The following is a 26,744-nucleotide window of genomic DNA, read 5'->3' on the forward strand; positions in this document are numbered from 1 at the left end:
CAGGCTCCCATGGGAGCCTGAATTATTTGTAGAGGGGGCAAATATGGCGGGGGATCAGTAACGCCACTCGAAGCCGATGGCGTAGTTGGCTGCGCCATAGCCCGGGATCTCGTTGCTGGAGAGCAGCGCCTTGAAGGTGAGCTGCGGGCTGAGGGGAATGCCGAGCCCCATACCGATGGCGACTTCGTCATTGGTGTTGCCAATCATGTCGGCCCGGATCATCCGATATAGCGACATGTCCTGGCTCATGTGCACATAGCTCTGGGAGGCGCGATTGTAGAGCTGACCGAACACTTCCAGCTGAAAACCCGCCTGGGGAGTGATGGCCAGCGGCACGCCGACGAAGTTGTAGAGATCGGAGCGGTTGAAATAGCTGTTGGTGATCTGGGGAGTGAAGTCGGTCTGCTGATAGAGGCGGCTGAAGTTGCTCTCGATCAGCTGATAAGTCTGCTGCGGCAATTGCAGCAAATAGTCGGGGACATCAAAACGCACGCCCGCCATGCCGGCCGAAGGCAGCAGGGAGCAGACGAGCAAACCGAAACCGGATAATCCTGAACGCATCAGATGAGGCATCCCCAAGGGTCGATAGCCAAAGGCCGTTAATGCAATGTTAGCGCACAAATAATTGAAACTTCAGGAGTCTTTGCTCCCCTTCCCATTATGTCTTGGGCGAGGGGAGCATACCGACATTTAACTGTGAAACCGATCACATCTCACAGATCTTCGAGGTAGTGATAGAGGCTCTTGAGAATCGCAAAGTTCCGTTCGTTACCCTGATTCTGCTCGGCCAGCGCCTCGAGGCGAGGGGCGTAGTCCGGCAGGCGGCGGCTGAAGTAGTCGCTGCAGTGCAGGCGCCAGCGCTTCTGCTCCGCCTCGCTCAGGGTGTGGGGCCAGTTGCGGGCGCGGTAGCGGAACAGCATCTGGGGCAAACGCGCGTCCGTGAAGGCAAATTCCCGCTCCCCCAGCAGTTCGGTCGGGGTGGCACGCACCAGATCCATGGTGGCCTTGTCGCCGTGACTGAAGAAGCCGGCGTAGAGCTGGGTATCCGGATCCGAGTCGTTGTTGCCCGCGAACTCCTGATTGAACACCTCCACCAGTTTTTCCCGCACCTCGGGGTGAGCCCGCAGCAGGTTCAGGCTCTTGCGGCACTGCTCCCGATCGATGCCAAGCTCATCGGCACGTTCCGGTGTCAGGGTAGCGGCTGGCGCGAGCACGGGGCACTTGTTGATGTGTAGCAGCTTGACCGGAATGGCCGCCAGATCCCCCAACTCGTCCTTGCGGGTATAGAGTCGCTCGCGGATCTCGTCGCTGGAGAGCTCGATGAGCGGGGTCGGATCACGGGTCAAATCCACCATGATCACCGCATTCTGGTTGGTCGGGTGCCAGGCGAGTGGCGATACCCAGCTCACGCACCCCTGCCAGGGGGAGAACATGCCGGAGACATGGGTCAGCGGCTTCATGGTCACCACGTCGATCAGTGCCTTGACCTTGTTCTTGTTGCGAAGGTCAAACAGATAACCAAATAGCTTGGGCTGGGCCTTTTTCACCAGCTTGGCCATCTCTATGGTGGCCAGCACATCGGAGAGCGCATCGTGGGCATTGGCGTGGGCCACGCCGTTGGCCACAGTCAGCTTCTCCAGCCTGAAACTTGGCTTGCCCTCCTCATCAAAGGCCCATTCGATCCCCTCCGGGCGCAGGGCATAGCAGGCCCGCAGCATGTCGAGTATGTCCCAGCGGGAGTTGCCGTTTTGCCTGGCGTAGGCGTAAGGGTCATAGAAGTTGCGATAGAGGGTGTAGCGGGTCACTTCGTCATCGAAACGGATACTGTTGTAGCCCAGCACGCAGGTATTCGGTGTAGCGAACTGCTCGTGGATCTGGCGGATGAAATCCGCCTCGCACAGTCCGTCTTTCATCGCCTTTTGCGGCGTGATGCCGGTGATGAGGCAGGCCTCCGGCTCCGGCAGGTAGTCCGCCGGCGGCTTGCAATAGATCACCAGCGGCTCGCCGATGATGTTGAAGTCGGCGTCGGTGCGAATACCCGCAAACTGCGACGGCCTGTCCTTCGCCGGACTGATCCCGAAGGTCTCGTAATCGTGGAAGTAGAAAGTGGGCTCAATGCCGGATTGTGCTGTTTTGCTCATATGTTCCGAGATAGGGTGTCCGGGATGGCGACGGCGCCAAAGCACCTGGGTGAGCGGTGCCCTGCACCACAATTGCCTGCATGGTAAACCATAGCGCAGGCAGAACGAAGGGCAGCTCGTCTGGCTGCTGGTTTAATGAACGCTCAAGAGCGTCGGCTCAAGGGGTCAGCATGATCGCGGATTGCATGGTGAAACATCGCACGCTCAGGTGGCTCATCGGGATGCCCCAGGGCGAGCGGCATCAGGGTATGCAGATCCAGCAGGGTGAAGTAACCGCCTTCATCGGGATACCAGCCGCCGGTGTCTATGTAGTACACATTGCCAAGGCGCGTCGGGCGGCCCACCGGGGTGTGGCCCACCACCAAGGCAACGAGATCCTCGACCCCGCTTTCGTCCAGCTGCTCGATGCGGCGCCTTGACCAGAGGCAGACGTTCTTGATGGCCCGAAGCTTCCCGCCGCTCACCCTCGCATCCAGTGTGTCCAGCAGGTCCTGCCAGGAGGAGAAGGGGCAATCGGCGTGGAGCAGCCCGACCGGGCCGGCCGGGGTGGCCACCTCGATGGCAAGGGGCAGGGGGCGGTAGTGGTCGGCGAACGCCGCCTGCTCGCCTGGGGCCAGCTGCTGAAACCAGCCGCCGCCGTTCTGGATCCAGTTCTCCCGATCGCAGCTCTCGTAACGGCAGACGTAGTCGTCGTGATTGCCACAGACAGGGTGAAACCAGGGCTTGGCCAGCCACTCGAGCACGGCTGTGCAGTCGGGGCCGCGATCCGCCAGATCCCCCACTGAGAAGAGGCGATCCCGAGCAGGATCGAATCCCGCCTGGTTCAGGGTCTGTTCCAGCCGTGAAAAGTAGCCGTGGATATCGCCGACGGCGAGATCCCGCCCCAGAGGATTGCGGGAGAAGCGTCTGATCAGCGGGGACGGGTTCATGGCTTGCCTCCTTGTCTGGTGTGACCGGCTCGCGGCGCCACCGGATGACCGATGGGGGATCAGGGTCCCGTGGATAGGTACAGCATGGCATGCTCTGCCTCGTCATAGTAGAGGCAGGTGGGGGAGGCTCTCCTCCGTCGAGGTGGCAGGCGGCCCGCATAAAGGAAGGCGATTTGCCGCGTTGCCGGCAGATCCCGAGTAAAAGAATGCCAGTCGGAGCTGACTGGCATGCAAGGTATGGCTTGACGGATTCTCGTCGTCGGGATCAGAGCAGGTCTTCGAGCTGGTACTTCTTGAGCAAGGTGTCGAAGGTGCCATCGGCCTTGACGCTCTCGATGGCGGCATCGAACCGGCTCTTGAGCTTGTTATCGTTTTTGCGCAGGGCCACCGCCACCCCTTCTCCCAGGATCTTGTCCTGGGTGCCGTTGTACTGGGGACCGACGAAGGCGAACTGCTTGCCCATCTCCTTGTCGAGGAAGCCGACCTTCAACTGCACCATGTTGCCGAAGGTGTAGTCGGCGCGGCCAGACTGCAGATCCAGCATGGGGGACTGGGCGTTGACGTAGCGCTTGATCTTGGCCACGTCACCGTAGCGGGCGGTGATGAAGTTGTCCTGGGGCGTGCCCTCCTGCACCGCTATCACCTTGCCCTTGAAGTGCTCAGGGGTGTCGGCAAAGTCGGCTGCCTTGTCGCTGCGTCCCACGAAGCGGTTCTGCATCATGTAGTAGACCTGGCTGAAGGCGACCTTCTGGCGCCGCTCGTCCGTGATGTTCATGGAGGACATGATGGCGTCGTACTTGCGCACCTGCAGGCCGGGGAGCAGGGCATCCCAGGGCTGGTTGATCACCTCGCACTCCGTCTTCATGGCCTCGCACAGGGCATAGGCCAGATCCACTTCGAAGCCGCCGAGCTTGCCGCTGCTGTCGACCATCTCGAAGGGGGGATAGGTGGCGTCGGTGGCGATCACCAGGGGTTTGGCGGCGGCCTGGCCTGCGGTGGCCAGGGCCACCAGCATCATTGCGGTGTTGAGTTTCATGGTCAGTCCCTTGCGGTTGTTGCGTTTGTGGCGTCATGCCGATGGTCGTGAAGGATGCCTGCCTCAAGGGCCGACGGCTATCTTGCGATGGGTGAGTGCCGGCAGCTGGCTGCGTACCTTGCGCTGGGCCGCCAGATCCAGGGTGGCGATGGCCATGCCCTGACCCTCCTCTACCTGGGCCAGCACTTGGCCCCAGGGATCGATGATCATGCTGTGGCCGAAGGTACGGCGCCCGCCGGGGTGCTCTCCCCCCTGGGCCGATGCCAGCACGAAGGCGAGGTTTTCCACTGCCCGGGCCCGCAGCAGCAGCTCCCAGTGCGCGAGCCCCGTGGTGTGGGTGAACGCCGCGGGCAGGGCGATGAAATCGGGGGAAGGGCTCAGGCGAAACAGCTCGGGGAAGCGCAGGTCGTAGCAGATCCCGACGCGCAGCACCCCCCAGGGCAGGGGATGGCTCACCACCTCCCGGCCCGGGCTCATGGTCGCGGCCTCGTCATACTGCTCTTGCCCGGTGCAAAAACCAAACAGGTGCAGCTTGTCGTAGCGGCTGGCCAGCGCCCCCTTGGGATCGATGAGCAGGCTGCTGTTGTGCATCTTGCCGGGCTCATCACTTTCAAGGGGCAGGGTGCCTGCCAGGATCCAGAGGTGAAGCTCCCGTGCCAGCCCTTGCGCCCAGGCCAGCAGAGGGTGATCTCTCACGGGGGCGGCCAGGGCCACCCGTGCCCGCTCGTCGGCAGGCATCAGGTAGAAGTATTCGGGCAGCAGGGCAAACTCGGCCCCCTCGGCCGCGGCCTGACGCAGCAGGGCCTCGGCCTGGGTCAGGTTGTGGTCAAGGTCATCCCCGGACACCATCTGCAGGACGGCAACGCGCACTGAATCCATGGTGCCTCCTAGACGCCGCACAGGCGCTCGGCGCCCGCCAGCAGGGTATCGTCATCCTTGGAGAAGGAGAGGCGGATGACCCGCTGATCCGTGCCGTCGTGATAGAAGGCGGAGACGGGTATGGTGGCGACCCCGTGGTCGCGGATCAGGCGCTGCACGAAGAGGCTGTCCGGCTCGTCGCTGATCCGCTCGTAGCTCGCCAGCATGAAGAAGCTGCCCGCCGAGGGGAGCAGAGTAAAGCGCGAGTCCGCCAGGGCCGAGACCAGCAAGTCGCGCTTGCGCTGGTAGAAGGCCGCCAGCCCCTGGTAGTGGGCCGGTTGCTGCAACAGGTGGGCGAAGCCGTACTGCATGGGGGTGTCGGCGGCGAACATGGCAAACTGGTGCACCTTGCGGATCTCCTCCATCAGGGGGCGGGGCGCCACGCAGTAACCCACCCGCCAGCCGGTGACGTGGAAGGTCTTGCCGAAGGAGAAGACGGCGACGGAGCGTTCAACCAGCTCCGGATAGCGGATCACACTCTGGTGCAGGGCGCCGTCGAACACCACGTGCTCGTACACCTCGTCCGAGAGGATCAGGATGTCGGTGCCGCGCACCAGGCGGGCCAGGTGCTCCTGATCCCCCGCCTGCCAGACGGTGCCGGTGGGGTTGTGGGGGGTGTTGAGCACTATCATGCGGGTGCGGGGGGTGATGCGGGCCGCCACTTCATCCCAGGGGATGGCGAAATGGGGCGCCTTGAGGGCGATCACCACGGGGGTGGCCCCCTGCAGCTGGATCATGGGGCGGTAGCTGTCAAATGCCGGCTCGAACATGATCACCTCGTCCCCGGGGTGCACCAGGGCGGTGATGGCGCAGAACAGGGCCTCGCTGGCGCTGGCGGTGATGGTGACTTCCTCGCCGGCATCATAGTGGTGGCCATAGCTGGCCGCTATCTTGGCCGCCAGTTGCTCGCGCAGGGCGGGCAGCCCGGTCATGGGGGCATACTGGTTCTCCCCGGCCAGCATGGCCTCGTGGGTTACCCGGATGAGCTCGGGATCGCAGGGGAAGCTCGGCGCCCCCTGGGAGAGGTTGATGCTGGGATGGCGGGCGGCCAGATCCCCGATCACGCTGAAGATGGTGGTGCCCACTTGGGGCAGTTTGCTGGCAATGCGGGGGGAAGACATGACGTCGTCACCTGAGTGTTTGAAAGATGTCCCTTTTTAGTCCTCGCTCTCTTGCCGGACAACGGATTATTCGGCATGTTATGCATGAGTTTTTCTCAAGCATGGAGGCTTGTATGTTGTCCAGCCAACCCCGCAGCCAGTTGCCCCTGTATGGCTTGCTGGTTTTCGAGTGTTCTGCCCGCCATCTGAGTTTCACCCTGGCCGCCGACGAGCTGTGCGTGAGCCAGGGGGCTGTGAGCAAGCAGATCGCCCAGCTGGAGGCGCGCCTCGGCCATCTGCTGTTCGTGCGCGGCACCCGCTGCCTGGCCCTGACCCCGGCCGCCGAGCGGCTGCTGCCCTTCGTCCGTGAGGGGTTGGCCCGCATAGGGGAGGGGCTCTGCGCCCTGCAAACCCTGCCCCACGAGCAGGCAATCAGCATCAAGGTGCCCTCCTGTGCCAGCCGCTGGCTGCTGCGACGGTTGCAGGACTTCGAGGGGGAGGCAGTCGAAGTACGTGGCAGCCACAGCCACGGCATCGATTTTTCCCGCGAGCCCTTCGATCTCGCCATCGTCTATCAATCCTGTCAGGCCAGATACCTCCACAGCCAGCCGCTGTTTCAAGAGCAGCTGACCCCCGTCTGTGCCCCCGCCTTTGCCGCCAAGCACCGTTTGTTCGAGCGCACCATTGAGGAGTTGCCCCTGCTGCCCCTGCTTCATGCCAGCGCCGATCGGCGGGATTGGCGCAACTGGTTTGCCGCCTTCATCGCCACCCCCTGGCAGCCCCAGGGGGGACAGCTGTTCGATACCCTGGACTTGGCGATGAATGCCGCGCTGCAGGGGTTCGGCCTCTCCCTCGGGGATCCCACCATAGTGGCCGAGGAGCTGGAGAGCGGCGTGCTGGTAGCCCCCTTTGCCCCCGTGCTCAGCACGGATCACGAGTATGCTCTGGTTGCCCGTCCCAACAGCCAGCGCCAGGGGGTGGCCCGTACCTGTGACTGGTTGCTGGAAAGCCGCGACCATCCCTGATCGCCGTCAGTGCCTCCCTTGACGGGGCGAAATCGGCCCGAGCATTGCGCTGCTTCCTCATAAAAACAGCCCCGCTGGCGGGGCTGCTGTCATGCTGGTGGCTGCTGGCCGAAGAAGTGGGTCAGTTGCAGATCTTGTAGTAGACCTCATTCCAGCGAAGCGTCTCTTTCAGTTTGGGGATACGGGTGTGCTCGTCAATCACTACGAACTCTATGCCCATGATGTCGGCGAAGGTGCGCAGCTGCGCTATGTCTACCGACTGGGTGAAGACGGAGTGGTGGGCTGCGCCCGCCAGGATCCAGGCCTCGGCGCTGGTCTGAAGGCTCGGCAGGGGCTTCCACAGGGCGCTCGCCACCGGCAATTTCGGCATGGCCTCTGGCAAGTCCACCACCTCCAGCTGATTGACCACCAGCCGGAAGCGATTGCCCATGTCGATGAGGCTGGCGTTGACCGCCTTGCCGGCTGGTGCAGCGAACAGCAGACGGGCAGGGTCGGCCTTCTTGCCGATCCCCAGATGCTGGGCGTCCAGCACGGGTTTGTCGGCGGCGATGGAGGGGCACACCTCCAGCATGTGGGATCCCAGTACCAGGTGGTTGCCTGCCTCCAGGTGGTAGGTGTAGTCCTCCATGAAGGAGGTGCCACCCGCAAGGCCTGTCCCCATCACCTTGATGGTGCGCAGCAGGGCCGCGGTCTTCCAGTCCCCTTCGGCCCCGAAGCCGAAGCCTTGCTGCATCAGGCGCTGGCAGGCCAGCCCCGGCAGCTGGTGCAGGCCGTAGAGATCCTCGAAGGTGGTGGTGAAGGCGCCAAAACCGCCCTCGGTGAGGAATTTCTTCATCCCCAACTCCTGGCGCGCCGCCTCGTAGAGGGACGCGCGAAGCGGCCCACCCGCCTGCACCGCCTCGGTCAGGGTATAGCTCTGTTCGTATTCGGCCAGCAGCGCCTTGATATCGCTGTCAGGCACGGCGTCAATCACTTTGACCAGATCGCCCACCGGGTGGTAGTTCACTTGATAGCCGAACTGGATCTGGGCTTCAATCTTGTCACCTTCGGTGACGGCCACGTTGCGCATGTTGTCGCCAAAGCGGGCGATCTTCAGGTGGCGGCTGTCATGAATGGCGGCGGCTATGCGCATCCAGTTGCCGATCTTGCTCCTGGCTTCCTCATCCTGCCAGTGGCCGACTACCACTGTGCGTGGCAGTCGCAGGCGGGCCCCCATGAAACCGAACTCGCGCCCGCCGTGGGCGGTCTGGTTCAGGTTCATGAAGTCCATGTCGATCTCGCGCCAGGGCAGATCCCGGTTGAACTGGGTGTGAAATTGCAGCAGAGGCTTTTGCAGCTGACTCAGGGCCGGGATCCACATCTTGGCGGGGGAGAAGGTGTGCATCCACACCATGAGCCCAACACACTGCTCGCTGTGGTTGGCATCGCGAGCGACGCTGCTTATTTCATCGAGGGTGGTGCCGGTGGGCTTGAGCACTATCTTGATGGGCAGCCCGGCCCCCTCGTTGAGCTGGCTGGTCATGGTATGGGCGTGATCGGCGACCTGCTTCAATGTGGTTGCGCCATACAGGTGCTGGCTGCCGACCAGAAACCACACTTCCAGCTGTTTCATAAACTCCATGATCTTGTCCTCTTGATTGATTAAGTCTCGGTCTGGCCGTAGTAGGCGTGCTTGCCATGTTTGCGCTGGTAGTGCTTCTCCAGCAGGTAATCGGGCAGGGGGTGTGCTGCGGGGTTGATCTGGCCGGTGAGCCACGCCATGCGCGCCACCTCTTCCAGCACCACGGCGTTGTGCACCGCATCATCCGCATCCTTGCCCCAGCTGAAGGGGCCATGGTTGGCCACCAGCACCCCTGGCATGGTGAGAATGGGGGTCTGTTTGAGCGTCTCGACAATGAGATTACCGGTCAGCCCCTCGTAGTCCTCTTCGACCTCCCTTGGGGTGAGCAGGCGGGAGCAGGGGATCTCGCCGTGGAAGTAGTCGGCCTGGGTGGTGCCGAAAATGGGGATGGCGCGGCACGCCTGGGCCCAGGCGGTGGCGTGGGTGGAGTGGGTGTGCACCACGCCGCCGAGTTCAGGGTAGGTGCGATAGAGCACCAGATGGGTGGCGGTATCGGAGGAGGGGCGCAGGGCCCCCTCCAGCTGCTTGCCGGCCAGATCAAGCACCACCAGGTCCTCAAGCTGCATCTTGTTGTAACTGACGCCGCTCGGTTTGATGACCACCAGACCCCGCTCCCTGTCGATGCCGCTCACGTTGCCCCAGGTGAAGGTCACCAGATGATGGCGCGGCAGATCCAGGTTGGCGGTCAGCACCTGCTCTTTGAGAGATTTGAGATTCATGCCAGTGCTCCCTGGTTGTAGAGGGGCTCGGCGGCATGGCTCCATTGAAGGTAACGCTGATAGAGCCGCTCATATTCGGCGACCCGCTCAGGGTGTGGCTGGTGGGTGCGATCCACGGCGCTCGCCATGTCCCGCTGGGCATCAGCCACATCCGCGTAGATACCGGCCGCCACGGCGGCAAAGATGGCCGCCCCCAGGGCGCAGCACTGATCCGATGCCACCACCTGGATGGGGCGATTCATCACGTCGGCGCAGGTCTGCATCACAGTCGTTGATTTGCGGGCTATGCCGCCGAGCGCGATCACCTGGTCCACCGGCACCTGTTGGCTAGTCATGCACTCCATGATGCTGCGGGCACCGAAGGCGGTGGAGGCAACCAGGGCGCCGAACAGGTCGGGTGCATCCGTGCCGAGGTTGAGGCCGGTGACAGTGCCCTGCAGGCGCTGGTTGGCGTAAGGGGTGCGGCGGCCGTTGAACCAGTCGAGCACCACCGGCAGGTGGGCGAGGTCGCGCTGCTGCTCCCAGGCGGCGGCGAGGCTTGGCAACAGCTCCCGCTTGTGGGCCTCGATGGCGGTGCGAAGCTCGGGGTATTGGGCGGCGAGGCTCTCCAGCGGCCAGCCGAGCTGGCGCTGATACCAGGCGTAGATGTCGCCGAACGCCGATTGTCCCGCCTCCAGTCCCACCCTGCCCGGCACCACGCTGCCGTCTACCTGGCCGCAGATCCCGGCAATCGCACGATCGCCTATGGTGGCTTCGTCCGCGATCAGGATGTCGCAGGTGGAGGTGCCTATCACCTTGACCAAGGCATTGTTGCCGGCCCCGGCCCCCACAGCCCCCATGTGGCAATCAAAGGCGCCGCCCGCTATCACCACCTCGCAGGAGAGGTGCAGCCGCTCCGCCCACTCCGGGGTCAGGGTGCCGACCGGCAGATCGGCGGTCCAGCTGTCGGTAAAGAGCGGGAAGTCGAGATCCTGAGTCAGCAGCGGATCCAGCGCATGGAGAAAATCGGCGGCTGGCAGGCCGCCCCAGCTCGGATGCCAGAGGGACTTGTGACCGGCGGAGCAGCGCCCGCGCTTGATATTGGCAGGAGCCTGGGTGCCGCTCAGGATGGCAGGCACCCAGTCACACAGCTCGACCCAGTTGCAGGCGGCGGCGCGCACGGCTGCATCGGCTCGGGATACGTGCAGGATTTTGGCCCAGAACCACTCGGAGGAGTAGACACCGCCGATGTAGCGGCTGTAGTCAGGGAACTGGCCGCCGTGGCACAGTGCCGTGATAGCCTCGGCCATCCTCGATGGCGGTGTGATCCTTCCACAGCACGAACATGGCGTTGGGGTTGTCGGCAAATTCGGGGCGCAGGGCCAGCACCCGGCCCTCTTCATCGATGGGGGCCGGGGTCGATCCCGTGCTGTCTACCCCTATGCCGCGCACGGCGGCGCGCTGGGCGGGGGAGAGCTGGCCCACCACCTGCACCACCGCCTGTTCCATGGACTCCAGATAGTCGAGGGGGTGGTGGCGGAACTGGTTATGGACCGGCTGGCAGTAGTGGCCGACCTGCCAGCGCGGGTAGTAGACGACATGGGTTGCCAGCTCGGCGCCGTCGTGGCAGCGCACGGCGAGTGCCCTGACCGAATCGCTGCCGAAATCGAGTCCGATGGCGATGTGCTCGGACCTGGGGTGCTCAGACATAGGTGCTCCTGACCATCAATGAGGGGTGACTGGGGAGGAACCATAGGAGATGGAGCGGACGGGCGGTTAGCCATTGGCTGCTGGAAATATGGATTTAAACGCTACAGACGCAAGAGGGTGACGGCTGCCCGGGATCCCGTATGTGACTTTTTTGCTGAAAACATAGACAAAATAGCTGCAATTTCATGGCGTGATCCTGCTCTCCATTTTTCCATGTGAAAACGATTACAACTTGGTTCGCTCATCTAGCAACAACAATAACGTCATGTTTGAACATGTTTTTATGTGGCGGCTGGTTGAATGGAACGAACGGCCGCACTTCGTTGATACATGGATTGATAGAACACCTGGAGACACTCACATGAACAAAATCGTTAAAGGCATGATTGCGATGGGGTTTGCCCTTGGTATGGCAAATTCTGCTTTCTCGGCCGAGGCGCTGAAGCTGGGCTACCTGGTCAAGCAGCCGGAGGAGCCCTGGTTCCAGACCGAATGGAACTTTGCCGACAAGGCCGGCAAGGATCTCGGCTTCGAGGTGATCAAGATAGCCGTGCCCGATGGCGAGAAGACCCTCAATGCCATCGACAGCCTGGCGGCCAACGGCGCCAAGGGTTTCGTCATCTGTACCCCGGATCCCAAACTTGGGGCCGCCATCATGGCCAAGGCCAACAGCATGGATCTGAAGGTCATCACCGTGGATGACCAGTTCGTCAACGCCAAGGGCCAGCCCATGGATCAGGTGCCGCTGGTGATGATGGCCGCCACCAAGATTGGCGAGCGCCAGGGTCAGGAGCTCTACAAGGAGATGCAAAAACGCCAGTGGGACGTGAAAGCCACCGGGGTGCTGGCCATCACGGCCGACGAGCTGGATACCGCCCGTCGCCGGGTTGAAGGTTCCTTGAGTGCGCTCAAGGCCGCCGGTTTCCCCGATGCCCAGATCTACCGCTCACCGACCAAGGCCAACGATATTCCGGGAGCCCTGGATGCCGCCAACTCCATGCTGGTGCAGCACCCCGAGGTCAAAAACTGGCTCATCGTCGGCATGAATGACAACACAGTGCTTGGCGGCGTGCGCGCCACCGAAGGGCAGGGCTTCAAGGCCGCGAACGTCATCGGCATCAACGGGGTGGATGCGGTGAATGAGCTCTCCAAGTCCAGCGCCACCGGTTTCCTGGGGTCCTTGCTGCCAAGCCCGGACGTACACGGCTACAAGAGCATCCAGATGCTCCATGACTGGGTCGTCAATGGCGCCGAGCCGGCCAAGTTCACCGAAGTGACCGATGTGGTGCTCATCACCCGCGACAACTTCAAGGTCGAGTTGCAGAAGAAAGGTCTGTGACAGGTGCCGTCCAACCTCTGACATCGATACCGGCATGACGCAACGTCATGCCGGTTGGCTGGAGTGAACACATGAATCAAGTTCCTTATCTGGAGTTTTGCGGCATCAGCAAGGAGTTTCCCGGCGTCAAGGCGCTGCAAAACGTCTCCTTCTCCTGTCAGCAGGGCTCGGTGCACGCGCTGATGGGAGAGAACGGCGCGGGCAAATCCACCCTGCTCAAGATCCTGAGCGGCTTTCAGGCGCCCACCACGGGGGTGGTGAAGCTGGCCGGTCAGGAGCGGGTCTTTCAAAACACGGTCGATGCGCTGGAGAGCGGGATCGCCATCATCTATCAGGAGTTGCATCTGGTGCCCGAGATGACCATCGCCGAGAACATCTATCTCGGCCAGCTGCCCACCCGGCACGGCGTCATCGATCGGGAGAAGCTCTATCAGGATGCCGCCAGGCAGCTGGCGCGCCTCGGCATGGATGTGTCGCCCGAGACGCTGCTGAAGTACCTGTCGCTCGGTCAATGGCAGATGGTGGAGATCGCCAAGGCCCTGACCCGGGATGCCAGCGTCATCGCCTTCGACGAGCCGACCAGCAGCCTGTCGTCCCGCGAGATAGATCAGCTGTTTCGGGTCATTCGCCAGCTGCGCGACGAGGGCAAGGTGATCCTCTACGTCTCCCACCGGATGGACGAGATCTTCGCCCTGTGCGATGCCATCACCGTCTTCAAGGATGGCCAGTTCGTGCGCACCTTCGCCTCCATGGCCGAGGTCAGCCGGGATCTGCTGGTCAAGACCATGGTGGGGCGCGAGCTGACCGACATCTACGGCTACAGCCCGAGGCCGCTCGGGGAAGTGGGCCTCAAGGTAGAGAACCTGATGGGACCGGGCCTGAAAGCGCCCATTTCGTTTGAGGTGAAACGGGGGGAGATCCTCGGCATCTTCGGGCTGGTGGGGGCCGGTCGCAGCGAGCTGATGAAGCTCATCTTTGGTGCCGACAAGCTGGTCTCTGGCGAAATCGCTGTGTTTGGCAAGCCGGTGCCCATCCGCAACCCCATCGATGCCATTCACAGCGGCATCATGCTCTGCACCGAAGACCGCAAGGCGCTCGGCATCATCCCCATTCACTCGGTGCAGGAGAGCATCAACATCAGCGCCCGCCGCCACAAGGCGTGGGGGGGCTTCTGGATCAACCAGAAATGGGAGGACGAGAACGCGAGGCTGCGGATCCGCGACATGCGGGTCAAGACCCCGTCCCCTCATCAAGCCATCATGAACCTCTCCGGCGGCAACCAGCAGAAGGCCATTCTGGGCCGCTGGCTCTCCGAAGACATGAAGGTGATCCTGCTCGACGAGCCGACCCGCGGCATCGACGTCGGGGCAAAAAACGAGATTTACAACGTGATTTACGATCTGGCCAAGGTGGGTATCGCCGTGGTGGTGGTCTCAAGCGAACTGCCGGAGGTGCTGGGCATCGCGGATCGGATCATGGTCATGCGGGAGGGGGTGATAGCAGGGGAGCTCTCCCATGATGAGGCCGACGAGGTCAAGGCACTCAATCTGGCCATGCCGGCCCGTTAATCCCCCGTGACTGCAACGCGATAGCACCCGGAAACTTCAGGAGAAATACCATGACAACAACTACCTCTGTCGGTCAGGCCGCGACTGTCTCTGCGACCGCCAGCTCCAGAGTGCAACTGGCCCGGATCTGGGATCAATACGGCATGCTGGTGATCTTCGCCGCCCTGTTCCTGCTGGCCTGCGTGCTGGTACCCAACTTCGCCAGCCTGATCAACATGCGCGGGCTAGGGCTGGCTGTCTCCATGTCGGGCATGGTGGCCTGCGGCATGCTGTTCTGCCTCGCCTCCGGTGAATTCGACATGTCGGTCGGCTCCGTAGTGGCCTGCTCGGGCGTCGCCTGCGCGGTGGGCATCAACGCCACCGAGAGCATCACGGTCGGCATCCTAGCCGGCATGTCGGTGGGGGTGCTGTTTGGCCTCATCAACGGCATAGTGGTGGCCAAATTCAAGATCAATGCCCTCATCACCACCCTCGCCACCATGCAGATGGCGCGGGGGGTAGGCTACATCATCTCGGACGGCAAGGCGGTCGGCATAGTGGAAGAGGGCTTCTTCGAGCTAGGCAACTCAGCCCTGCTTGGGATCCCGACGCCGGTCTGGCTGACGGCGCTCTGCTTCGTGCTGTTTGGGCTGCTGCTCAACAAGACTACCTTCGGTCGCAACACCCTGGCCATGGGGGGCAACGAGGAGGCCGCGCGCCTCGCCGGGGTCAACGTGGTGCGCACCAAGATCATTATCTTCACCATGACCGGGCTGATTGCCTCCATCGCTGGGATCATACTGGCGTCGCGCATGACCTCGGGCCAGCCCATGACCTCCATCGGCTTCGAGCTGGTGGTGATCTCGGCCTGCGTGCTGGGCGGGGTCTCCATGAAGGGGGGGATTGGCAAGATCTCCTACATCATCGCCGGTGTGCTGATCCTGGGGCTGATGGAGAACGCCATGAACCTGCTCAACATATCCCCGTTCGCCCAGTACGTGGTGCGCGGCCTGATCTTGCTCGCCGCCGTGCTGTTCGACCGCTACAAGCAAGTGCGCAAGGCGCGCGTCTGATCTCCCTTCAACCGGCCCAGGCCCGCGTTCTGCGGGCCTGATTGCCGATTGCCCCATGATGGCCGGTGACTCCATGGCGCACGGCCCATGCCATTGTGAGCCAGTTCAACAATTTCACACGACGCCGAGCGCCGGATGGCGCGTTCCCAAGGTGAGTCTTTACAATGGCCCAAGCCGATTTTTTTACCCAAGCGCTGTTTTCCGCCATGTCCTCAATGCAAAAAGAGAAGCCGAAACAACTCAACCCCCTGTTGCCGGGCTACGCCTTCGACGTCTTCCTGGTCTCGGGCATGACCCCCATAGAGCAGGGGAGCGCGCTCGACTTCATCATTGACAGACCCCTGGGCATGAAGGGCTTCATCGTCAATCTGACCATCAAGGGCAAGGGGCAGATCTTTCAGGGGGATCAGGCCTTCACCGTGGAGCCAGGCGACCTGCTGCTGTTCCCGCCGGCGGCCGTGCATTATTACGGCCGGGCACCGGATGCGCGGGAGTGGTATCACCGCTGGGTCTATTTCCGGCCGAGGGCCTATTGGGCCGACTGGCTTAAGTGGCCCCAGGTCACTGAGCGGGTGGGGCGCCTGCAGCTGGCTGACAGTCAGCTGCTCGCCGAATTTGACGCCCTGTTCCTCGACATCGAAGAGACTCACCAGCAGCTCAGACCCATGTCGGAACAGCTCGCCATGAACCTGCTGGAGCGGTTGCTCATTCGCTGCTACGAGGCCTCATCCCTCAATGCCTATCCCACCATAGATCACAGAGTTCACCAGGCGTGCCAGATCCTGAGCGAGTCGCTCTGTGCCGAGATCTCGGTGGAGGCGCTGGCAGAGCAGGTGTTCTTGTCCCCCTCGCGGCTGGCTCACTTGTTCCGTGAGCAGGTGGGAGTGAGCATAGTGCGCTGGCGCGAGGATCAGCGGATCATGCGGGCCAAGCTGCTGCTGCAGACCACCCCCATGTCGGTGGCCACCATAGGCCAGCAGGTGGGCTATGACGATCAGCTCTACTTCTCGCGGGTGTTCAGGAAACGGGTCGGCGTCAGCCCGACTGAGTACCGCAAATGCGCCACCCCGCTGTGACCGCCTTTGCTTGATGACGCTGATCGTTTCGCCCCATGAGTTGTCACCGCATGCTGGTGTGGCCGCTTGGGGCAGGCTGCGTCATTACTCCTCATCAATGGCGGCGAAGCGCTCGACCAGATAGTCGATCAGCGCCCGCACCGAAGGGAGCAGGCCGCGGCGGGAGGGGAAGATTGCGTGGATGATCTCGGGTCTTGGCTCCCATTCGGGGACCACTTGCACCAGATCACGGGCGGCCAGCTGTTCCCGCACCATCAACAACGGCAACTGGGCCACACCCACCCCGGCCAGGGCGGCGCTGCGCAGTGCCACCATGTCAGTGGTCACGAAACGGGGCTGGTGGACGACGCTGGCATGGGCATCATCCGGCCCGAACAGCGACCAGTGATGGCTCTGCTGCAAGGTGCCCAACCCCATGCTGGGCCAGCCGTTCAGCTCGGAAGGGGCGGCGGGAAACCCATGTTGTGCGATGAGTGCAGGGCTCGCCACCAGGCATTGCCTGCGATCCGCCAGCACCCTTATCACCAGCTCGCTGTCTTGCAGCGGCGGCGGCCTGACCCGGATCGCCACATCGACCCCTTCTGCGATGAGATCCACCCGCCGGTTTGTTCCTTCCAGTTGCACGCTGACCTGCGGGTAGTGCGCCATGAAATCCGCCAGCATGGGGCCAACATGGGTATGTAGCAGGGCGATGGGGCAGCTCAGGCGGATCAGGCCGCAGGGCTCGGTGCGGGTCACCTCGATGGCAGCCTGCGCCGCCTCGGCTTCCACCAGCACCGCCTTGCAGTGCTCGTAATAGGTGCGGCCCAGCTCGGTCACCGCAAACTGGCGGGTCGAGCGCTGGATCAGGCGCACGCCGAGCCGCTCTTCGAGCAGTGCGATACGGCGGCTGAGCCGGGATTTCGGCATGCCGATGGCCCGTCCGGCGGAGGCAAATCCGCCGTGGTCCACCGCCTGGACGAAGTAGTAGAGATCGTTCAGATCCTGCATAAGGTGCTCTTATCGTTCCAAAAATAGGACGCTGATGCTCAATTTAGCAGTCTACCCATGGATTAGTCTCGAAACTAAGCTGTCTCCAACGATGAAATCTACCGGATAATTCAGGAGCTACAGATGAAAAAGATCCTTGGCGTCTACAGCGCACCGCGTCCTCACTGGGTTGGCGACGGCTTTCCCGTTCGCTCCCTCTTCTCATACAGCAGCCACGGCAAGCAACTGAGCCCCTTCTTGCTGCTCGACTATGCCGGCCCGGCCAATTTCACGCCGAGCACCCAGCCGCGCGGCGTGGGTCAGCATCCCCATCGCGGCTTCGAGACGGTGACCATCGTCTACAAGGGGGAGGTGGCGCACCGGGATTCGACCGGTCAGGGCGGCGTGATTGGCCCAGGCGATGTGCAGTGGATGACCGCCGGCGCCGGTATTTTGCACGAGGAGTTTCACGCACCGGCCTTCAGCGAGTCGGGCGGTGAGCTTGAGATGGTGCAGCTGTGGGTGAACCTGCCCAGCCAGCACAAGATGACGCCGCCTGGCTATCAGGCCATCTTCGGTCGCGACATTCCAACGGTGGCGCTGGCCAAGGGCACAGGCACAGTGCGGGTCATCGCCGGGGAATTTGATGGGCACCGTGGCCCGGCCCGAACCTTCAGCCCCCTGCATGTCTGGGATCTGCGGCTGGTGCAGGTCAACGGCAGCACCATTGCCCGGGAGGCGCAGATGGTGGTGCTGGACAGGGCGGGGCGGCAGGTCATGATCGAGGCAAACAGCGAGGCTGTGGTGCTGCTGCTCAGCGGTGAGCCCATCGAGGAACCCATTGTGGGTCACGGCCCCTTCGTGATGAACAGCCATGAGGAGATAGTGCAGGCCATCGATGACTTCAACAGCGGTAGATTTGGCCTGATGTCAGAGTAATGAAGGTTAAAAAAGACCCGGGCCTTCGCGAGAGGGCCCGGGTTGTCTATGGTGCGGCAGCCTTCAGCGCTGGCGAGCCTTGAACCTGGGGTTGCTCTTGCAGATCATGAACAGCTTGCCGCGGCGGCGGACAATCTGGCAATCCGGGTGGCGCGACTTGGCTGATTTCAGGGAGGAGAGCACTTTCATGACTTGTCTTTTCCTTTGTTGAAGAATTGGCCAAAACGCTGACCGAAGCGGGCGACCTGACCTTCCTTGCTGACTTGCTTCTGCTTGCCGGTGTAGAAGGGGTGCGAGGCGCTGGAGACATCCAGGGTCACATAGGGATAGGTCTTGCCGTCTTCCCACAATTTGGTGCGATCTGTCTTGAGGGTGGAACCCACCAGAAAATAGGTGTTGCCTGTCAGGTCGTGAAACAGAACCTTGCGGTATTCGGGGTGTATGTCGGGACGCATGATACTCGCTCAATTAATTGGTATGTTATCTTATAACAACTAAATCATGCTCCTGTTGAGAATGAATATCAACAATTTTTTGGAATGACAGCGAGAGCCCAGGCCGGCATAGAGGAAAAATCGGCTGGTGTGCACAACCTGTGAGCAGTGAAACCTGGTTATCTGCCGCGTCGCTGCGACTTTGATTGAAGGCCTGTCTGGGGAAGCAGATAATGCCCCCTTTACTTTTGATTTTTACTGTATAAAAATACAGTCATAAATCATGGAGACTTATCCTATGCGTCTGGAAATCATCATCGACAAGAAACATCAGATCCCTACCACTACCATGGAGGCACTGCGTCAGGAGTTGCTCAAGCAGTTGGGCGAGAAATTCCCCGACCTGCATGTGCGGGTCGCGCCGGGCGGCGCCATGGCGATGACGGTCAGCCGGGCCAGCAAGGAAGACAAAGAGCTGGCGGAGGCTATGGTGCAGGAGGTGTGGGAGAATGCCGACAGCTGGATGCCGGAAAACGCCGCCTCCTGAGGCTCGCTGGTAGCCGCGTGAGCCGTGGCAGGCGCCAGCAAGACTCAATCCAGATCAGGAAAACGCAGCTTCGGGCTGCGTTTTTCGTTTCTGATTACTCGGGGGATTGGCCTGTTCACTGCGTGCAGGAAAGTGGGGCCTGCGCCTTACAACCCGGCCCAGCGCTTGAGGCTGTTGACCTGAACTCGCTGGTCGGCCTGGGCTATCTCGCCATGGGCGCGTAGCGCCTTGAGGGCTTCGGGCAGAGCGGCGCGCACTTCACTGGCCGTCATGCCGGCCTGCAGGGCGGGGTGGTAGGCGAGCTTGAGCAGCACATAGTCGAGTCCAGTCGGGAAGCTGTCGATGCTGTTGTCGTTGAAAATGGAGGGAAATACCTTGTCCGAGTCGTTGGGCAGCCCCATCACCTGGGTGAGCTCCTCCACCACGCAATCGAGAAAACGCCCCTTGGCCCGGCTGTAATCCACCGGAATGATGATGGTGGCGCGGGCTATCTCATGGCGGGTATTGGTGGCGAAATTGGCCATGCACAGCCCCTCCTTGAGCGCCGTCTTGATGGAGGCATCCTGGCCCATGGTACGGCTGGCCCAGCTCGCCATTTGCGAGCGCTGGGTCATGATCAGCGTGATGTTGGCTTTGTCGTTCACCAGCGTGATGGGGCGACCTATGATACTGGCCAGATGCTGGCTCTGGATCTTGACCACCTCGGCCTGCAGCGGCTTGTCGCCAAATTCGTTGATGAGCCTGAGACGGATGGGCTGCTGCCAGCGGGAGAAGCGCACACCCTGCTCGCGGCCATATTCCCGTTTCATGGCGACTTCGAAGAAGCTCTGAGTCAGATAGGCATCGCTCTGCCAGCGTTCGGCGGCGTGCAGGGAAAGCGACGGGAGCAGCATCATCAGGCTCCATACGCCCATCAAGCAGCCCTTGAGTGCGCGGGCAGGGGGCGGCAGCGGATGGCGCAACGGGATCATGTTTCCTCCTTGAAACGGCAGTCGGTCAGCGTGCGGCACGCTCAAGATCGCGCCAGGTGAGCCAGAGCCTGAGATCAAACTCCAGTTGATGATAGTCCGGCTCCATGTGCTGACAGAGCTGGTAGAAGGCCTTGTTGTGATCCTTCTCCTTCAGGTGGGCCAGTTCGTGCACCACTATCATCTTCAAAAAGGCAGGGTGGGCCTCCTTGAACAGGGCGGCGATGCGGATCTCGTTCTTGGCCTTGAGCTTGTTGCCCTGCACCCGGCTGACATAGGTGTGCAGGCCGAGGGCATCCTTGATCACGTTGATCTTGCCGTCGAAGATCACCTTGGACAGCGGCGCCGAGCTTTTCAGATAGCGGTTCTTCAACTCCATGGCGTAACCCAGCAGCGCCTTGTCACTCTGGATCAGGTGGCTGTCAGGGTAGCGTTTCTCCAACATGTCGCCCAGCTTGCCGGCCGCGATCAGCTGTTGTACCTGGGCCTTGAGCGGGTCCGGGTAGCCCCCTAGATAGGTCAGTTCCACCATGGTTTGTCACTCGTCACATCTAAAAAGAGCGCCATTGTAGTCATCCCGCGTCGGCTTGGATAGGGCTTGCGCTTGCCCGAAACGCGTCGTGCGCTCAAACAAAAGGGCCGTCACTGTGATCAATGGTGGCCCTTGCTGGCAATGGTGCGGGATCAGCGCCTGCGATAGAGGCCCGGGTCAACCTCTTCATACTGGCCCACCAGATATTGATAGAAGGCGAGGCTGGAAGGAGAGCTCGGTTTTTTCAGCTCGTCGGCAATTCGCTCCGGCTTGGCGATGATGAACTTGGGACTCTGGCGCTTGATATCGGCCAGCACACGTTCACGCACGTCGTAGGGCGGATTGACGTTGGCAAAGAAGAGATAGGCGGAGGCCGGCTGGCGATCGGTCCACAGATAATATTGCGGCTGTATGCCATCGACCCAGATCTTGTCGGTCGGGCCGGTTTCGGCCTTGATCCGATCGACCCGTACCTGGGCTGGCGGGTTGAACGGCCTGCCCTTCAGGCTCCCTTCCCAGGCGTTGTTGAGCAGCAGGGCCAGCATGGCCAGCGAGGCGAGCCAGGGGGTGGCACTGCGCACATCCCAGGCACGCCACAGGGGCACCAGGATCAGCACGGGCAGGGCCCACAGCAGGCTGTTGCCGAGCACTTCCCGCACCCGTTCCAGCGGCCACTCCTTGGTACTCCAGCCGTATCCGAGCTGCTGGGCCAGCAGCCAGCTGGCGGTCAGTACCACCAGCGAGATGCAGAGCAGGCCGAGGCCATCGGCCTGCTGTTCGCTGCGATCCAGCAGGCAGGCCAGCGGCAGCAGGGCCAGCGGCAGATAGAGCACGTCGTAGTGATCGAACACATGGCCGGAGACGGAGTTGGCGACCAGGGTAAACACCACGCCGAACAGGGTGGCGCACAGGGCGGGCAGATACCACTCCTGCCGCCGGCCCATCATGAGTACGATGAAGGCGGGCAGCAGCATGATGAGGCCGGTACGCAGCAGGCCGACGCTGCCCACATCCGGCGAGAAGCCGTTGCCGTAGCTGCCCTCAAAGAAGATGTCGAAGGCGTAATATTTGAATTCGGCCAGCAGGCTGTGGTGCTGGAAGTAGGCGAACAGCGGGCCGCCTATCAGGGCCAGTCCCAGCAGGCTGGAGAAGAGCAGGGCGAAGGCGCAGCGCCACTGTTCGCGCAGGCACCAGTGGCAGAACAGCACCAGATACCAGGCGCCCCAGAAGGCGCCGTTGTTGGTGCGCATCCAGGCCACGATGGCGAAGGTCAGCGCCGCCACCAGGGCCGGTCCCCAGCTGAAGCGCTTGTCCAGCAGCATGGTGATGAAGGCCCATTGGGCGAGGAGGGCCAGATGGAAGGTCCAGTCCTCTGTCATGTTGCCGTAGTAATAACGGGTGCTGTAGAGCGCCAGTACCGCCAGCATGCTGCCGAGGCGGGCACGCAGGGAGAGGCCGAGCTGGCCGAATGCCTGCCAGCTGGCCAGCAGACCGAGCCAGCAGAGCGCCCACTCCAGCAGCCAGATCCCGAAGAAGCCACCCAGATTGTAACCGAGCGCATCGAGGGCGAAGATCATGGGGCCCTTGATGTCGATCATGTCCCGGTAGAGCACGCCCCCCTCACTCCACATCTTGCCCATCACCGCAAACAAGGAAGCATCAAAGCCGGGGGCCATGCCATGAAACAGCGGGTTGCGCAGGCAAAACAGCAAGGCCAGCAGGCCGGTGAGCAGGATCACCAACGGCCGCAGGCCCGGATTGACACGAGGAGGGGTAAAACGGATGGCATGATTCATGGGTGACCTGTTCCTGCTGGGAAGTCTCGAAAGCGGGCCTATCTTGCCGAGCCTGACTGCGCTATGCAATGGGCGAGGGAGATGTGCTTGAAATAATTTGCAAAAGTGCCGCCTTCTGGCAAGAAAGCGGCACTTTTTCATGACAAACGCGGCAGAAGCGGTGGCCTGAGTCCCGCAGGGGTCACGACACGACGCCAGGGCCCTGATACGCCAGCAGCGGCGGCATGACATTCAGCTCGGGCAGATAGCGGGCCCAGCGGATGAAGGCATCCGCCAGCGTGATGCCGAGCTCTTGATTGTGCTGGGTCAGGGTGCGGGCCAGCGCCGTGTAGCCCTCCTTGCCGGAGGCGGTATAGGCGCTGGAGACGCCACGATAGATGGCGTCTGCCTCGACTGGCTGCCACTGACCGGGGCTCGCCTCCCACTCCAGCCGGGTGATCCTGGCCCCCTTGGGTTTGTCTGCCTGGTAGCTGAAACGGACCCCGGCAGTATAAGGGAAGCTGCCGCTGCCGTTACCCGTCACGCCGTTGTTGGTGGCGTTGTCGATGGCCCCCTCCAGCGCCTCGGCCAGTTCATGGCCGTGCACCCGATAGAGGGTGAGCGGAATGGCAAAGGGCAGCAGGCGACCGGCGATGTCCGCCTCGCTCAAGGGACCGGGTTCGAGGGAGCAGCGCACGCCCCCGGCGTTGTGCAGGGCGAAGTCCACCTGACCGACCTGCTCGCGGGCGCCGGTCAGCATGGCGTGGGCCACCAGGGGGGCAACCTGGCTGCCGGTGGGCAAATTGGCATCGGGCAGGCGCTGATGGTGCAGTGGCCCGGCGAGCCGGGTCACGATGCGCTGGGTCATGGTCTCGAGCTCGGGCCGGTAGCGCTTGGCCAGATGCAGCTCCAATGCGGGAGCCGGCTCGCAGAAGTACAGTCCGGCAGGGGGCTCTGAGGCAAACGGCCAGGGTTGCCAGGGCAACCACTCCAGCCGGCCCTGGCTGCGACTAACCCTGCCGCTCGCGTCAAATTCCAGCTCGCACACCCCCAGGCAGAGCGCGCTGTGGGCCGCGTGCACTATGGCGACGTCGTTTACCATCAGCGGATAGCTGCCGTCGCTATCGAGCCCGAGCGGAGCCAGATCCCCCAGCTGACTGTGGGTGTGGCCGCCTATGATGAGGCTGAGTTCGGGAAAGCGGGTCGCCAGACGCTTGTCCTGCTCCAGCCCCAGGTGGCTCAGCAAGATGATGTGGTGGATGCCTTCGGCCTTGATGTCGCTGATCGCGGCGACCAGCGTCTCCTCGATGCCGTGAAAATGGGTATAGGCATCCGGGTTGGCGATGGCGGCCATCTGCGGCAGCGTGATGCCGAGCAGGGCGAAGGGCACTCCGTCTATGGTGCGCTTGTGCCAGGGGCGGCTGGCATCATGGAGCGTGGGCAGACCTTTCAGTCGCAACGGGGTATCGGCCGGTTCCTGACTGCTGTCCAGGTTGGCGGCCAGCACAGGGAAGTCGAGCTGGCGCAAAAACTCCACCAGAGGACCGTTGCCCAGATCGAACTCGTGATTGCCGATCACCATGGCATCCGGTCGCAGCAGGCTCAACAGATCTGCGTTGGCGCGTCCCTTGAATCGGTTGAAATAAAGGGAACCCTGGAAGGTGTCACCGCCGTGCAGGAACAGGCAGGTCTGACCCGCCACGTCTGCTTGCTGACGCAGAGCGGTGAGCCGGGAAAGGATGCGGGCATAGCCGCCACACTGAGTGCGCCACTCGGACTCGCCAACGGGTGAGAAGCGCATGGGGGCGCCGTCGAAATGGGAGTGGCAGTCACTGAAATGGGCAAGTTGAACCGTAATACTCATCTCGGTCCTCCTTAGAGAAAAAAGAGCACAGAGTCTACTCCAAGCTCGGGGGAAGATACCAGCCCGGCAGGACGCCGGGCTGGTGAGGAAAGCGCCAGATCAGGCGGTGCCCCGGATCAGGCCCCGCGCTGGTGCCGGCCGAATGTCAGGCGGGGACCATGATCTGGGTGGCGAGGATCACCACCACCAGGCCGACGGCGACCGGCACCGAGGTGCGCTTGACCACCTCGAACGGGGAGAGGTTGCCCATGCCCGCACAGGCGACCACCACGCCGGAGACCGGGGATATGGTGCGACCCAGGTTGGAAGCCTGCAGCATGGGGATGACCAGGTAGGCGGGATTGACGCCCAGACTGGTGGCAAGATGGGGAATAAGCTCCACGAAGGCGTAGAAGGGGGCGTTGCCGGAACCCGTGGTAAAGGCGGCCAGAGTGGTGATGACCACCAGTACCAGCATGATGACGATGCCACCGGTGCCAAAGCTCTGAGCCAGATCCAGGAGGTTTGCGATGAAGCCGAGCCCCATCAGACCCTGGGCAAACACACCGGCACCCACCAGCAGCATGACCACGCCGGCGAAGGCGTCAGCCATGCTGCGCCAGCACACCTGCAATCCGTCGAGCAGCTCTTTGCCGTTGCGTTTGCGCAGCAGTTCCAGCAGGGCGGCCAGCACCAGACAGATGACGATGATGGTCACTATGTCGAGCTTGGGGCCCAGTTTTCCGTCAAACAGCAGCACGCCTATGATGGGGGTGAACGGCAGTATGGCGTAGAAGCCGGGGGCGTCCGTGATGAGATCGCTCGGGGCGACAGGCTCGTTGTGCTCGCCCGATTTTTGATCCAGATAGCGCTGCCAGAAGAAGTGGGTCACCGCCATGGCGGCGATGGCCACCAGCGAGATGGGCAGGGTCAGCTTGAAGGCAAAGTCGAGCAGCTCCATGTTGGCGGCCTGGGCGGCCATTACCACGTCGCCTGAGGTGGGTGCCAGTATGATGGCGGCCGGAGAAGCGCACACAGCAGCGGCGGCGCCACGGGAGATCCCCATGTTGACCATCAGCGGGAACAGGGTGGCCATCAAGAGTACGCCCAGACCGGTTGCAGAGCTCACCGCCAGCGACATGGCGCAGGCCACCAGATAGGCGGCTACCAGCAGGATATAGGGGGACTTGATGATGCCGAGCGGCTTGCTGGCCAGCTTTACCAAGATGGTGTTGGCGCCTATGTGACTCATGTAGCCGGCGAAGCCGCACAGCACCATGATCAGCATGCCAAGGCCACCGCCACGATCCACCAGCAGGAAGCGCACATATTCAAAGACGTCGGTGGCCACGTGACCGGTGGAGGTGACGCTGGCAGGCAGTACCGCCTTGCCCATCAGGGCGGTAATGGTCAGCAGCAGCAGACCGCCGCTGAGCAGCACCCCGGTGGCCGAGTAGCCCTTGAAGATGTAGCGACCCACGGCCAGGGTGACCAGGGTGCCAATAAGGAGTTCCATCATAGAGTGAGTTCCTGAGTACGAAATGAAGGTGGATACATTTTTGGCGTCAACTTGGAGGTTAATCTGGCCAATCCCGAAGTGTATCAACATAAAACTCGGCGATTATTATCCAATAAGGGGTAAGCCACCATGATGTCTATCATCACTTGTGATCTTGCTTGCAAATCAATGAAGGCGCGGGGTTGCGACTTGTCAACCTGACACTTAGGCTTTGTGACGGGAGTAGGTGACAGTCGCGGGGATCGCGGTTAATCTCCTGCTTCGAGTATTAATACGTTGATTATTAATTAAAATAACACCCCGGTTATCAACGAGGTCAAGGCAGCAGAAATGGGAATGGTCAGCAAAGTTTTCATGGTGGCAGCCTTGTTGTATGCCGCCACGGCAGGGGCCGAAAGTTCCCATTATACCGGCATCAAGGTCGCGCCTGACATCAAGGTTGATTTCCAGTTTTACCGGGTTTTTGGACCGGATGTCGTCAGCGTGGCCCGCCAGATAGCAAAGCAGGGACAAACCCAGGCCAGAGGCCATATCGGCATGGCCAGCTACCAACTTTCCTGGCAGTTGCAGACCCGGCCCGAGGTCGATCGCTGCGCGCTGGAGCAGGTCCGGGTTACCACCCGGATCAAGGTGATGGTGCCGAACTGGATGGACAAGGCCAAGGCCTCCGCCGCCGAGCGCCAGAAGTGGGACAAGCTGGTGGCCGCCATGTTCGACTATGAGAGCCGTCACAAGGACATCTTGCTGGAGAGCGTCAGCCAGCTTGGCATCCAGCTGGCACAACTGCCGGTGGAGCGCGATTGCGCCGCCCTGCAATATCAGGCCTGGCAACGGGGGCAGGGGGTGCTGGCCAGCTCGCGCGAGCGTTTCACCCGGTTGCAGCAGCAGACGGATCATGGCCGTAAATTGGGGCTGATCTGGCCCAAGGGCATCTAGCGCGTCGGCTGGTGTTGACTGAGATAAAAACGGGCTCCCATCAGGGAGCCCGTTTTTATTGGACTGGAG

At 62.0% G+C, this 26,744-nt stretch carries 24 protein-coding genes and 1 pseudogene; 8 read left to right on the forward strand and 17 right to left on the reverse strand.

Features of this window, described 5'->3' with window-relative positions; genetic code table 11:
- Positions 1-54 precede the first annotated feature (54 nt).
- The 6 genes from BN1128_RS20450 to BN1128_RS20475 all read right to left on the reverse strand — a co-directional run bounded on the left by BN1128_RS20450 (position 55) and on the right by BN1128_RS20475 (position 6,145).
- Complete coding sequence (locus BN1128_RS20450; protein WP_042872239.1) at positions 55-561, reverse strand: hypothetical protein; 507 nt, start codon at positions 559-561, stop codon at positions 55-57.
- Positions 562-713: 152 nt separating this feature from the next.
- Positions 714-2,141 carry an exodeoxyribonuclease I gene (gene sbcB, locus BN1128_RS20455; protein ID WP_042872241.1) on the reverse strand — a complete coding sequence of 476 codons (1,428 nt, stop codon included), beginning with the start codon at positions 2,139-2,141 and terminating at the stop codon, positions 714-716.
- Between the two features lie 143 nt (positions 2,142-2,284).
- Complete coding sequence (locus BN1128_RS20460) at positions 2,285-3,070, reverse strand: metallophosphoesterase (RefSeq protein WP_244464635.1); 786 nt, start codon at positions 3,068-3,070, stop codon at positions 2,285-2,287.
- A gap of 265 nt (positions 3,071-3,335) precedes the next feature.
- Positions 3,336-4,106, reverse strand: coding sequence for an ABC transporter substrate-binding protein (locus tag BN1128_RS20465; RefSeq protein ID WP_042872244.1), 771 nt, complete (start codon positions 4,104-4,106; stop codon positions 3,336-3,338).
- A 63-nt stretch (positions 4,107-4,169) separates the two neighbouring features.
- The gene (locus BN1128_RS20470; RefSeq protein ID WP_042872246.1) at positions 4,170-4,985 is read right to left on the reverse strand and encodes a carbon-nitrogen hydrolase family protein; all 816 of its coding nucleotides are present in this window, start codon (positions 4,983-4,985) and stop codon (positions 4,170-4,172) included.
- Positions 4,986-4,993: 8 nt separating this feature from the next.
- Positions 4,994-6,145, reverse strand: coding sequence for a methionine aminotransferase (locus BN1128_RS20475; protein ID WP_042872247.1), 1,152 nt, complete (start codon positions 6,143-6,145; stop codon positions 4,994-4,996).
- A 113-nt stretch (positions 6,146-6,258) separates the two neighbouring features.
- Here BN1128_RS20475 and BN1128_RS20480 point away from each other — a divergent pair, with 113 nt between their 5' ends.
- Complete coding sequence (locus tag BN1128_RS20480; RefSeq protein WP_042872249.1) at positions 6,259-7,149, forward strand: LysR substrate-binding domain-containing protein; 891 nt, start codon at positions 6,259-6,261, stop codon at positions 7,147-7,149.
- Between the two features lie 121 nt (positions 7,150-7,270).
- Here BN1128_RS20480 and araA read toward each other — a convergent pair whose 3' ends face one another.
- From araA to BN1128_RS20495, 3 genes and pseudogenes are all read right to left on the reverse strand, one after another.
- Positions 7,271-8,770: an L-arabinose isomerase gene (gene araA / locus BN1128_RS20485; RefSeq protein ID WP_042872251.1), complete on the reverse strand. Its 1,500-nt coding sequence runs from the start codon at positions 8,768-8,770 to the stop codon at positions 7,271-7,273.
- Positions 8,771-8,790: 20 nt separating this feature from the next.
- The gene (locus BN1128_RS20490; protein WP_042872253.1) at positions 8,791-9,489 is read right to left on the reverse strand and encodes an L-ribulose-5-phosphate 4-epimerase; all 699 of its coding nucleotides are present in this window, start codon (positions 9,487-9,489) and stop codon (positions 8,791-8,793) included.
- Positions 9,486-11,178 (reverse strand): annotated as a pseudogene (locus BN1128_RS20495) (ribulokinase). The gene BN1128_RS20490 and the pseudogene BN1128_RS20495 overlap by 4 nt, the downstream one beginning before the upstream one ends.
- Before the next feature lie 361 nt (positions 11,179-11,539).
- On the opposite strand from BN1128_RS20495, the gene BN1128_RS20500 reads away from it, so the two are divergent.
- The 4 genes from BN1128_RS20500 (at position 11,540) to araC (ending at position 16,213) form a co-directional block, all read left to right on the forward strand.
- On the forward strand, positions 11,540-12,517 hold the full coding sequence (locus BN1128_RS20500; protein ID WP_042872255.1) for an arabinose ABC transporter substrate-binding protein: 978 nt from the start codon (positions 11,540-11,542) through the stop codon (positions 12,515-12,517).
- A 71-nt stretch (positions 12,518-12,588) separates the two neighbouring features.
- Positions 12,589-14,085: an L-arabinose ABC transporter ATP-binding protein AraG gene (gene araG / locus BN1128_RS20505; RefSeq protein ID WP_042872256.1), complete on the forward strand. Its 1,497-nt coding sequence runs from the start codon at positions 12,589-12,591 to the stop codon at positions 14,083-14,085.
- 50 nt (positions 14,086-14,135) lie between these two features.
- The gene (gene araH, locus BN1128_RS20510; RefSeq protein ID WP_042872259.1) at positions 14,136-15,137 is read left to right on the forward strand and encodes an L-arabinose ABC transporter permease AraH; all 1,002 of its coding nucleotides are present in this window, start codon (positions 14,136-14,138) and stop codon (positions 15,135-15,137) included.
- 164 nt (positions 15,138-15,301) lie between these two features.
- A complete protein-coding gene (gene araC / locus BN1128_RS20515) occupies positions 15,302-16,213 on the forward strand; it encodes an arabinose operon transcriptional regulator AraC (protein ID WP_042872261.1) in 912 nt (303 codons plus the stop codon).
- A gap of 84 nt (positions 16,214-16,297) precedes the next feature.
- On the opposite strand, the gene BN1128_RS20520 is transcribed toward araC, so the two are convergent.
- Positions 16,298-17,203 carry a LysR family transcriptional regulator gene (locus BN1128_RS20520; protein WP_042872263.1) on the reverse strand — a complete coding sequence of 302 codons (906 nt, stop codon included), beginning with the start codon at positions 17,201-17,203 and terminating at the stop codon, positions 16,298-16,300.
- Positions 17,204-17,326: 123 nt separating this feature from the next.
- Here BN1128_RS20520 and BN1128_RS20525 point away from each other — a divergent pair, with 123 nt between their 5' ends.
- Positions 17,327-18,121 (forward strand): pirin family protein, encoded by a 795-nt coding sequence (locus BN1128_RS20525; RefSeq protein ID WP_042872265.1) that lies wholly within the window; start codon positions 17,327-17,329, stop codon positions 18,119-18,121.
- A 63-nt stretch (positions 18,122-18,184) separates the two neighbouring features.
- On the opposite strand, the gene ykgO is transcribed toward BN1128_RS20525, so the two are convergent.
- The gene (ykgO, locus tag BN1128_RS20530) at positions 18,185-18,310 is read right to left on the reverse strand and encodes a type B 50S ribosomal protein L36 (protein ID WP_042872268.1); all 126 of its coding nucleotides are present in this window, start codon (positions 18,308-18,310) and stop codon (positions 18,185-18,187) included.
- Entirely contained in the window at positions 18,307-18,576 is a 270-nt protein-coding gene (locus BN1128_RS20535) for a type B 50S ribosomal protein L31 (RefSeq protein WP_042872269.1), read from the reverse strand. The genes ykgO and BN1128_RS20535 overlap by 4 nt, the downstream gene beginning before the upstream one ends.
- A 277-nt stretch (positions 18,577-18,853) precedes the next feature.
- Here BN1128_RS20535 and BN1128_RS20540 point away from each other — a divergent pair, with 277 nt between their 5' ends.
- Positions 18,854-19,102 carry a DinI family protein gene (locus BN1128_RS20540; protein ID WP_021140432.1) on the forward strand — a complete coding sequence of 83 codons (249 nt, stop codon included), beginning with the start codon at positions 18,854-18,856 and terminating at the stop codon, positions 19,100-19,102.
- A 146-nt stretch (positions 19,103-19,248) separates the two neighbouring features.
- Here BN1128_RS20540 and BN1128_RS20545 read toward each other — a convergent pair whose 3' ends face one another.
- The 5 genes from BN1128_RS20545 to dcuC form a co-directional block, all read right to left on the reverse strand.
- Positions 19,249-20,073, reverse strand: a complete 825-nt coding sequence (locus BN1128_RS20545) for a DUF2927 domain-containing protein (RefSeq protein ID WP_042872272.1) — start codon at positions 20,071-20,073, stop codon at positions 19,249-19,251.
- 25 nt (positions 20,074-20,098) lie between these two features.
- Complete coding sequence (locus BN1128_RS20550; RefSeq protein WP_042872274.1) at positions 20,099-20,602, reverse strand: M48 family metallopeptidase; 504 nt, start codon at positions 20,600-20,602, stop codon at positions 20,099-20,101.
- Between the two features lie 152 nt (positions 20,603-20,754).
- Positions 20,755-22,398 (reverse strand): hypothetical protein, encoded by a 1,644-nt coding sequence (locus BN1128_RS20555; protein WP_042872276.1) that lies wholly within the window; start codon positions 22,396-22,398, stop codon positions 20,755-20,757.
- Positions 22,399-22,579: 181 nt separating this feature from the next.
- On the reverse strand, positions 22,580-24,241 hold the full coding sequence (locus BN1128_RS20560; protein ID WP_042872279.1) for a bifunctional metallophosphatase/5'-nucleotidase: 1,662 nt from the start codon (positions 24,239-24,241) through the stop codon (positions 22,580-22,582).
- Between the two features lie 145 nt (positions 24,242-24,386).
- Positions 24,387-25,739 (reverse strand): anaerobic C4-dicarboxylate transporter DcuC, encoded by a 1,353-nt coding sequence (gene dcuC, locus BN1128_RS20565; protein ID WP_042872281.1) that lies wholly within the window; start codon positions 25,737-25,739, stop codon positions 24,387-24,389.
- Between the two features lie 336 nt (positions 25,740-26,075).
- Between dcuC and BN1128_RS20570 the strand changes: the two genes are divergently transcribed.
- Entirely contained in the window at positions 26,076-26,675 is a 600-nt protein-coding gene (locus BN1128_RS20570; protein WP_209428592.1) for a DUF922 domain-containing Zn-dependent protease, read from the forward strand.
- Positions 26,676-26,744: the final 69 nt, after the last annotated feature.

Origin of the sequence: Aeromonas piscicola (assembly GCF_000820005.1) — a bacterium.
In the GTDB taxonomy this organism is placed as follows: domain Bacteria; phylum Pseudomonadota; class Gammaproteobacteria; order Enterobacterales; family Aeromonadaceae; genus Aeromonas; species Aeromonas piscicola.